The organism is Pseudomonas sp. Colony2 (genome assembly GCF_019382755.1).
Lineage (GTDB): Bacteria > Pseudomonadota > Gammaproteobacteria > Pseudomonadales > Pseudomonadaceae > Aquipseudomonas.
Window position 1 is genome coordinate 3,483,600 of the sequence record NZ_CP080030.1, and the last position, 9,264, is coordinate 3,492,863.

Below are 9,264 nucleotides of genomic sequence, written 5' to 3' on the forward strand. Positions count from 1 at the left end.
GTGCGCCGCAGCCACGTCGGTTCATTCGGCATGGGCGTCGCCACCGCCTGGCAGGGCAAGGGCGTGGGCTCCCGGCTGCTGGGCGCGGCGCTGGAGGTGGCGGATAACTGGATGAACCTGCACCGGGTGGAACTCACGGTGTACGCAGACAACGAAGCCGCCCACCGGCTGTACCACAAGTTCGGCTTCGAGACCGAAGGCCTGCTGCGCGACTACGCCGTGCGTGACGGCGCATTCGTCGACACGCTGACCATGGCGCGCATCCGCAAGCCGGCCTAGTCGTCCTGCAACGCAAACGCCACCGCAGCCTGCGCATGCAGCTCGGTGGTGTCCAGCAAGGGCAGGTCGCTGTGCTGCGGCTTGATCAACAGGCTGATTTCCGTACAGCCGAGAATGATGGCCTGGGCGCCACGGGCGGCCAAAGACTCGATCACCCGCTGGTACACCTCGCGCGATGCGTCGCTGATCACCCCGACGCACAACTCTTCGTAAATGATCCGGTGCACGGCCTGGCGCTCTTCAGCGTCCGGCACCAGCACGGTCAGCCCCTGTGCCGCCAGGCGTGACTTGAGAAACTCCTGCTCCATGGTAAACGCGGTACCCAGCAGGCCAACGCTCAGGGTGCCAGCTTCCACGGCCGCCGCGCCGGCAGCGTCTGCAATATGCAGAAACGGTATCGACACCGCCGCTTCAATCTGCGGCGCTACCAGGTGCATGGTGTTGGTACACAGCACGATGCATTCGGCGCCACCGGCTTGCAGGCGGCGGGCGGCGTCTTCGAGGATCAGCGCCGCGTCGTCCCAGCGCCCGGCGTGCTGGGCCTGCTCCACCGGGCCGAAGTCGACGCTGTACATCAACAGTTGTGCCGAGCGCAGAGGCCCGAGCTGGTCGCGCACGTTCTGGTTGATGATGCGGTAATACTCGGCGCTGGACTCCCAGCTCATGCCGCCGATAAGGCCGATGGTGCGCATGCGATGCTCCTGAATTGGACGGGCGAGGGCACCACATTACCCGCGCGCTGCGCTTTAGTCATACGCCGGTGTGCGGCATCTGCCATGATCAAGGCTCGCAACATGGGTCACCCAAGGAACACGGCAATGGACGATGTACAACAACTGGGCGAGATGCTGCGTCATTACGCCGACAGCGAAGCCCACAAGAAACAGCAGTTCGAAGTGCAGTCGGCCCATTGGGCGCAGAAGATCGGCGAGTTGTTCGGCCAGATCGAGCAGTGGCTTGCGCCTGTGAAGACGGTCGGTTTGCTGGAAGTGCAGCGCGAGGCGTACGTGGCTTCCGGCCCCAGCGTGCCGGTGGAGACCTCCACCTTCAAGACCGAGAAACTGACCATCCATATCGCCGGCAAACCGGTGGAGTTCGTGCCGGATGTGATGGGCGCCGGCGGTTTGATTTCGCTGTCGGTGATGGGCTTGACCGCCGCCCGCTACGGCAGCATTTCCCTGGTATTGCTGCCGGGGAAAAACGACTGGCTGTGGAAGAAAACCAACGGTTTGAAAGACCCGGATACGTTCGGCTTCGATGCCAACTTCCTGGCGTTGCAGTTGCAGAGCCTGATTCCCCGCGAACGCGGCTAGTCGCTCAATGTGGTGCTTGTGTGGGAGCGGGCTTGCTCGCGAAAGCGGTGTGTCAGTCGCTGTATATGTTGACTGAACCACCGCATTCGCGAGCAAGCCCGCTCCCACAATTAGATCTCTATATTGCCCCAGTCCTGCTTTGTTTCCTCAGGCGCCACCGCGTTGACCCGCTTGCCCGTGGCCAGCTCCACCCGCCGTGCCACTTCCGGGTCATCGGCGAACGGCGTCAGGCTGGCCTCATCCAGGCTCTCCTTCGACTGGCCCCGCAGGCAATACTCCACCGCGCCATACAGGCCGATCACCGCCGCCAGGTTCAGCACTATCTCCCACATCAGGCGATCTGCGCGTCAAGCTGCGCCACCTTCAAATCCGCCACTCGCACCGTGCGCCAGGTGTTGTACGCCATCAGCAACATGCCGCTGAGGAAGAACACCCCGCCGACGAATCGCACCACAAATCCCGGATGGCTGGCCTGTAACGCTTCCACAAACGAGTAGGTGAGGGTGCCGTCATCGTTCACCGCCCGCCACATCAGGCCCTGGGTGATGCCGTTGACCCACATCGACGCGATGTACAGCACCGTGCCAATGGTCGCCAGCCAGAAGTGCATATTGATCAGCCCCACACTGTGCATCTGCGCGCGCCCGAAGATTTTCGGGATCATGTGGTACAGCGAGCCAAACGTGATCATCGCCACCCAGCCCAGGGCGCCGGCGTGGACGTGGCCAATGGTCCAGTCGGTGTAATGGGAGAGGGCGTTGACGGTCTTGATCGCCATCATCGGCCCTTCAAAGGTCGACATCCCGTAGAACGCCAGCGACAGCACCAGGAAGCGCAGGATCGGGTCGGTGCGCAATTTATGCCAGGCCCCGGAAAGCGTCATCATGCCGTTGATCATCCCGCCCCAGCTCGGCGCCAGCAGGATCAGCGACATCGCCATCCCCAGCGACTGCGCCCAGTCCGGCAGCGCGGTGTAGTGCAGGTGGTGCGGACCGGCCCAGATGTACAGGGTGATCAGCGCCCAGAAGTGCACGATGGACAGGCGATAGGAATACACCGGCCGCCCGACCTGCTTCGGCACGAAGTAGTACATCATCCCCAGGAAACCGGTGGTCAGGAAGAACCCCACGGCGTTGTGCCCGTACCACCACTGCACCATAGCGTCGGTGGCCCCGGAATACACCGGGTAGGACTTGAACCAGTCCACCGGGATCGACAGGTGATTGACCACGTGCAGCATGGCGATCACCACGATGAACGCACCGAAGAACCAGTTGCCGACGTAGATGTGCTGGGTCTTGCGCTGCACCACAGTGGTGAAAAACACGATCGCATAGGCCACCCACACCACGGTCATCCACACCGCGCCGCTGAACTCGATCTCGGCGTATTCCTTGGTGGTGGTGTAACCCAGTGGCAGGCTGACCAGCATGATCACGATCACCGACTGCCAGCCCCAAAAGGTAAAGGCAGCGAGCTTGTCCGAGTACAGCCGTACCTGGCAGGTGCGCTGTACTGCGTAGTAGCTGGCGGCGAATTGCGCGCTGCCGGCAAAGCCGAAAATCACCAGGCTGGTGTGCAGCGGGCGCAGGCGGCCGAAGGTGGTCCACGGCAGGTCGAGGTTCATCTCGGGCCACACCAGTTGCGAGGCGATCCACACGCCCATGGCCATGCCGACCACGCCCCAGACGATGGTTGCAATGACGAATTGACGCACGACCTTGTAGTTGTAGGCCTGTGCGGTTGATGGTGGTTGCATGCTTAGTCCTCCCACGGTTCCAAGTGGGCGGCACTGTAGGAAGTATGGGTAGAACAATACAGACTCAGACCCGGGTCATTAATACGGATCAGCCACTAACCTGCATTTTTCGCACGTTACCCCCGTCAATAAATCGTTTGTCCAACCCCCGCCCAATGACAAAACTGCAAGTCACTCGCAAAACAACAACGATTGGGCAAAAAACCATATGCAAATCGAGCGCAACTTTTACAACGGCCACTTCGCCGAACCTGCCAGCACCGCCCAAATCGCGGTCTACAACCCCGCGACCGAGGCCCAGGTAGGCCGGGTGTCCGCCGCCACCCCTGATGAAGCCATTGCGGCCGTCGATGCCGCCGCCAGCGCACAGAAAACCTGGGGCAAGCTCACCAGCATCCAGCGCGCCGAACACCTGCGGGCTTTCGCCGCCGCCCTCGAAACCTGCGCTGAAAGCATAGGCCGGGCGCTGGCCAGCGAATCCGGCAAAAGCCTCGACGACGCCAGCAACGAAGCGCGCTACGCCGCCCAGATCACCCGCTACCACGCCGAATGGGCACGCCGCATCGAAGGCGAAATCATCCCCAGCGACACCCCGGACGAAAACCTGTTCCTGCAACGCGAGCCCATTGGCGTCGTGGCTTGCCTGATTCCGTTCAACTACCCGGTCTATACCCTGCTGCGCAAAATCGCCCCGGCGCTGATTGCCGGCAACACCGTGGTGGTGCGCCCGAGCAACAACACGCCGTTGTCCGCCTTTGAAATCGCCCGTGCCGTCGAGCAGTCGGGCATGCCGGCCGGCGTGATCAACATCCTGACCATGGACCACGCCACCGCCGCCGCCCTGTGCACCCACAAGGCCGTGGGCCTGATCACCCTGACCGGCAGCGTCAACGCCGGGCGCATCGTGCTCGACTACTGCAAGGCCAACATCGCCAAGCCGTCCCTGGAGCTGGGCGGCAAGACCCCGGCGATCATCGAGGCCGACGCCGACCTGGAAAAGGCCGCCAGCGACATCATCGCTTCCAAGACCACCCACTGCGGCCAACTGTGCACGGCGGTCGAGCGGGTGTATGTGCAGGAAAGCGTCTATGACCGATTCCTGGCCCTGCTCAAGGCCAAGATCGGCGCCGTCAAATTCGGTGACCGTGCCACGGATGCGGGCCTGATGGGCCCACTGGTCAACGCCAGCTCCCGGCAGAATATTCACGCCATGGTCGAGCGCGCCATCGCCGACGGTGCTGTACTGGAAACAGGCGGCGTACTCCCCGACGGCCCGGGCCATTTCTACCCGCCGACGCTGCTCAGCGCCTGCCGCCAGGACATGGAAATCATCCAGGAAGAAATCTTCGGCCCGGTGCTGCCGGTGCTCAAGTACCGCGATATCGACGAAGCGCTGGCTATGGCCAACGATCACCAGTTCGGCCTGTCGTCGGTGCTCTATACCGAGAACTACCGCACGGCCATGAAAGTCGCCAACGCCATCGAGGCCGGCGAGTTGTACGTCAATCGCACCCCGGCCGACCCTTACCAGGGTTTCCACGCCGGCTGGAAACGCTCAGGGCTGGGCGGCGATGACGGCAAGCACGGGATGCTTGAATTCACCCAGACCCGTTTGGTGGTCATGAAGTACTGATTCACCGACCACCGGCTTCACCTCAATAAAAACAATTATCGGGGCACCTGCACAGTGGGTGCCCGAGGTCTACAAGATGTCCAAGCCTGCACCCGTTGCCCAGGGTTTCGATGCCGTGTCCGCGGCTAAAAGCGACAAAGCCAGTCGCTACTTCCAATTGATGTTGCTGGTATTGGCTGCCGGGGCGATCTACCCGATCCTCTACCTGCGCCAGGTCTACCAGACCACCATGCTCGAGGTGTTCCAGATCAACCACAGCCAGCTGGGTTATCTGTACTCGATGCTCGGTACGATCTTCCTGCTCAGCTACCTGCCGAGCGGCTGGTTGGCCGATCGCCTGCCGCCACGCTTCCTTATCTTCTTTTCGTTGGTGGCCACCGGGGCCCTGGGTATCTGGTACTCCACTGTGCCGTCGATGACCGGCCTGATGATCATCTTCGGCTGCTGGGGCCTGACCACCGGCCTGACCTTCTGGGCTTCGGTGCTCAAGCGGGTGAAGATGATCGCCCATCACAGTGAGCAGGGCCGTTTCTTCGGCATCCTCGACGGCGGCCGTGGCCTGGTGGAAGCCTTGCTGGCGACCGTGGCCCTGGGGCTGTTCGCCTACGCCACCGAGACCCGCAGCCAAACTGCGGCCGAAGGCTTCAAGCACGTGGTGTACCTGTATTCGTTCGTGTGTATCGCCATTGGTTGTGTGCTGGTGCTGCTCAAGGACCCCAAGTCCATGGCCGAAACTGCGGCGGTGGAGAAGGGCAAGTTCAACCTGATCGCCGACCTCACCACCCTGGTGAAAATCCCCGAGCTGTGGCTGGTGACCGCCATCGTGTTCTGCGGTTACCACATGTTCTGGGCCACCTACAGCTTCTCCGATTACCTGCAAGGCAGCGGCATGACCGCCGTGATGGCCGGCACCATCACCACCATCAAGTTGTGGATGCGACCCATCGGCGGGATCGGCGGCGGCTGGCTGGGGGACAAGTTTTCGAACATCTCGGTGCTGATCGTCGCGCTGATGCTGGTGACCCTGGCGATGGTCGGCCTGATCGTGTTCCCGGCCATTGGCAGCCTCGGCTTGCTGATCGGCACGGTGATCTTTATCGGCCTGATGACCTACGCGATTCGCGGCCTGTACTGGGCGATCCTCGACAGCTGCGACATCCCGCTGCGCATCACCGGCCTGGCCATCGGCATCGTCTCGGTGGTGGGTTACCTGCCGGACACCTTTATCCCGCTGATCAATGGCTACCTCACCGACACATACCCGGGGCAGGTCGGCTACAACCTGTACTTCGGCTACATCGCCTTCATCGGCGTGCTCGGGACCCTCGCGGCCCTGACCTTGCGCGCCCGGATCAATCGTAAAAAATTCAACCAGACAGGTGCCTGAGATGAAAATCGTCGCCCTTGAAACCCATATTGTCGCCGTACCGCCACCGCACATCGGCGGCATGTATTGGCTGTTCGTCAAACTGAAAACCGACTGCGGCATCGAAGGCGTGGGCGAGATCTACGCCGCCACCTTCGGCCCCAAGGCCATGCTGCCGATCATCGAGGACGTGTTCGAGCGCTACCTGCTCAACCACGACCCGCACCACATCGAGCGCTTCTTCCGCCAGGCGTACTCCAGCGGTTTCACCCAGCGCCCCGATCTGACCATGATGGGGGTGGTCAGCGGCTTGGAAATGGCCTGCTGGGACATCATCGGCAAGGCCGCCAACAAACCGGTCTATGAGTTGCTGGGGGGCAAGGTCAACGAACGCCTGCGTTCCTACACCTACCTGTACCCGGTCAACAGCAAGGGCGAGTACGACTACGACGACCCGGACCTGGCCGCCGAATGCGCGATCGAGAACATGAACAAGGGCTTCACCGCCGTGAAGTTCGACCCGGCAGGCCCGTACACCGCGTACTCCGGCCACCAGATCTCCCTGGAAGTGCTGGAACGCTGCGAAACCTTCTGCCGCAAGATTCGCGAGGCGGTGGGCGACAAGTGCGACCTGCTGTTCGGCACCCACGGGCAGATGGTGCCGTCGTCGGCGATTCGCCTGGCCAAGCGCCTGGAGAAATACGACCCGCTGTGGTTCGAAGAACCGGTGCCACCAGGCCAGGAAGAGGCCATGGCCCAGGTCGCGGCGAAGACCAGCATTCCCATCGCCACCGGCGAGCGCCTGACCACCAAGTACGAGTTCTTCAAGCTCTTGCAGGCCGGTGGTGCATCGATCCTGCAAATGAACGTGGCCCGCTGCGGCGGCCTGCTGGAAGCCAAGAAAATCGCGAGCATGGCCGAGGCCTACTACGCGCAGATCGCCCCGCACCTGTACAACGGACCGATCGGCGCAGCGGCGAGTTTCCAGTTGGCCACGTGCACGCCGAATTTCCTGATCCAGGAAAGCATCATGACCTGGGGCGGTTTCCATGCCGAAGTGCTGACCAAGCCGCTGCAATGGGAGGACGGCTACATCATCCCGTCCACCGAGCCGGGCCTTGGGGTGGAGCTGAACATGGACGTGGTGCGCAAGCACACGCCGTACACCGGCGAGCGGCTGCACCTGCAAATGGCGCCCACGCCTGCTGACGTGAAAGACACTTCGCCCGCCAAGGGCTAAAAAAAACGACTTATGCGGTAACCGTGAATGACATACGACTACATCATCGCCGGCGCCGGCGCCGCAGGTTGCGTCCTGGCCAACCGACTCTCCGCCTCGGGCGAGCATTCGGTATTGCTGCTGGAAGCCGGCGGCAAGGACAGCTCCTGGTGGTTCAAGATCCCGGTCGGTTTCGCCAAGATGTACTACAACCCGACCTTCAACTGGATGTACTACAGCCAGCCGCAAAAACAACTGGCCGACCGTGCCATCTATGCCCCGCGGGGGAAGGTGCAGGGCGGTTCCGGCTCGATCAACGCCATGATCTACGTGCGCGGCCAGGCCCATGATTTCGATGACTGGGCGGCCAATGGCAACGACGGCTGGGGCTTCAAGGACGTGCTGCCGTACTTCCGCAAGCTGGAAAATCACCCCCTGGGCGACACCGAATACCACGGCAGCAGCGGCCCCATCAGCATCACCCCGATGAAGGGCCAGACCCATGCCATCTGCGATGTATTTCTCAAGGGCTGCGAGCAATTGGGCTATGGCCTGAGCGATGACTTCAACGGGCCGAACTTCGAAGGTGCGGGCCTCTACGACGTCAACACCCGCAACGGTGAGCGCTGCTCCAGCAGCTTTGCGCACCTGCACCCGGCGTTGGGTAGGCCGAACCTGACCGTGGAGTTGCATGCGCTGGTAGACCGCGTGCTGTTCGACGATCAGCAGCGCGCCACCGGCATCAGCGTGACCCAGCACGGCGTGGTTCGCACCTTTACCGCGCGCAAGGAGGTGATCCTGTGCGCCGGGGCGGTGGATACGCCGAAGATCCTGCAACTGTCGGGTGTGGCGGACAAGCAATTGCTCGCCGAACACAACATCCCGCTGGTCAAGGACCTGCCTGCAGTGGGGCAGAACCTGCAGGACCACCTCTGCGCCAGTTATTACTACAAGGCCAATATCCCGACCCTGAACGACCAGCTCAGTTCGCTGTTTGGCCAGTTCAAACTCGGCCTCAAATACCTGCTGACCCGCAAGGGCGCGCTGGCCATGAGCGTCAACCAGGCCGGCGGGTTCTTTCGCGGCAACGAAGGGCAGGCGCACCCCAATCTGCAGCTGTACTTCAACCCGCTGTCGTACCAGATCCCGAAAAACAACAAGGCCAGCCTCAAGCCCGAGCCGTATTCAGGCTTCCTGCTGTGCTTCAACCCGTGCCGGCCTACCAGCCGCGGGACGATCCGCATCGCCTCGAAAAACCCACGGGACGCGGCCTTGATCGACCCCAACTACCTGAGCACCCAAAAGGACATCGACGAGGTGATCCAGGGCAGCCGGCTGATGCGCAAGATCATGCAGGCGCCGGCGCTCAAGGGCGTTACTGTGGCCGAGGTATTGCCGGGGCCGGCGGTGCAAACCGATGAGCAGATGCTGCAGTACTTCCGCGAGAACAGCGGCTCGATCTATCACCTGTGTGGCTCATGCGCCATGGGCTCGGACCCGCTGGTGTCGGTGGTGGACAAGCGTCTGAAGGTGCACGGGATGCAAGGGCTGCGGATTGTCGATGCGTCGATTTTCCCCAACGTGACCTCGGGCAATACCCATGCGGCGGTGTTGATGGTGGCGGAGAAGGGTGCGGATCTGATCCTGCAGGATGCCTGAATTGATCGTTCCCACGCTCTGCGTGGGAATGCATCC

Annotated in this window: 9 protein-coding genes; 6 read left to right on the plus strand and 3 right to left on the minus strand. The window is 62.1% G+C overall.

The window, feature by feature from the left end; genetic code table 11:
- On the plus strand, positions 1 to 279 hold a 279-nt coding region (locus tag JV201_RS29730), incomplete at its 5' end, for a GNAT family N-acetyltransferase (protein WP_257903321.1).
- Here the strand turns inward: JV201_RS29730 and JV201_RS13930 are convergent.
- Entirely contained in the window at positions 276 to 971 is a 696-nt protein-coding gene (locus tag JV201_RS13930; RefSeq protein ID WP_008432548.1) for an aspartate/glutamate racemase family protein, read from the minus strand. The genes JV201_RS29730 and JV201_RS13930 overlap by 4 nt on opposite strands.
- Positions 972 to 1,097: 126 nt before the next feature.
- On the opposite strand from JV201_RS13930, the gene JV201_RS13935 reads away from it, so the two are divergent.
- Positions 1,098 to 1,592, plus strand: a complete 495-nt coding sequence (locus JV201_RS13935) for a hypothetical protein (protein ID WP_003212554.1) — start codon at positions 1,098 to 1,100, stop codon at positions 1,590 to 1,592.
- Positions 1,593 to 1,702: 110 nt separating this feature from the next.
- On the opposite strand, the gene JV201_RS13940 is transcribed toward JV201_RS13935, so the two are convergent.
- Positions 1,703 to 1,924 carry a cbb3-type cytochrome c oxidase subunit 3 gene (locus JV201_RS13940; RefSeq protein WP_219407089.1) on the minus strand — a complete coding sequence of 74 codons (222 nt, stop codon included), beginning with the start codon at positions 1,922 to 1,924 and terminating at the stop codon, positions 1,703 to 1,705.
- Complete coding sequence (gene ccoN, locus JV201_RS13945; RefSeq protein ID WP_008432550.1) at positions 1,924 to 3,351, minus strand: cytochrome-c oxidase, cbb3-type subunit I; 1,428 nt, start codon at positions 3,349 to 3,351, stop codon at positions 1,924 to 1,926. Before ccoN ends, JV201_RS13940 begins: the two co-directional genes overlap by 1 nt.
- Positions 3,352 to 3,559: 208 nt before the next feature.
- Here ccoN and aldA point away from each other — a divergent pair, with 208 nt between their 5' ends.
- The 4 genes from aldA to JV201_RS13965 all read left to right on the plus strand — a co-directional run bounded on the left by aldA (position 3,560) and on the right by JV201_RS13965 (position 9,228).
- The gene (aldA, locus tag JV201_RS13950; RefSeq protein ID WP_177008514.1) at positions 3,560 to 4,984 is read left to right on the plus strand and encodes an aldehyde dehydrogenase; all 1,425 of its coding nucleotides are present in this window, start codon (positions 3,560 to 3,562) and stop codon (positions 4,982 to 4,984) included.
- A 76-nt stretch (positions 4,985 to 5,060) separates the two neighbouring features.
- Positions 5,061 to 6,371: a nitrate/nitrite transporter gene (locus tag JV201_RS13955; protein WP_008432552.1), complete on the plus strand. Its 1,311-nt coding sequence runs from the start codon at positions 5,061 to 5,063 to the stop codon at positions 6,369 to 6,371.
- A 1-nt stretch (position 6,372) separates the two neighbouring features.
- On the plus strand, positions 6,373 to 7,590 hold the full coding sequence (locus tag JV201_RS13960) for a mandelate racemase/muconate lactonizing enzyme family protein (protein WP_008432553.1): 1,218 nt from the start codon (positions 6,373 to 6,375) through the stop codon (positions 7,588 to 7,590).
- A 27-nt stretch (positions 7,591 to 7,617) separates the two neighbouring features.
- The gene (locus JV201_RS13965) at positions 7,618 to 9,228 is read left to right on the plus strand and encodes a GMC family oxidoreductase (RefSeq protein ID WP_003212548.1); all 1,611 of its coding nucleotides are present in this window, start codon (positions 7,618 to 7,620) and stop codon (positions 9,226 to 9,228) included.
- Positions 9,229 to 9,264 lie beyond the last annotated feature (36 nt).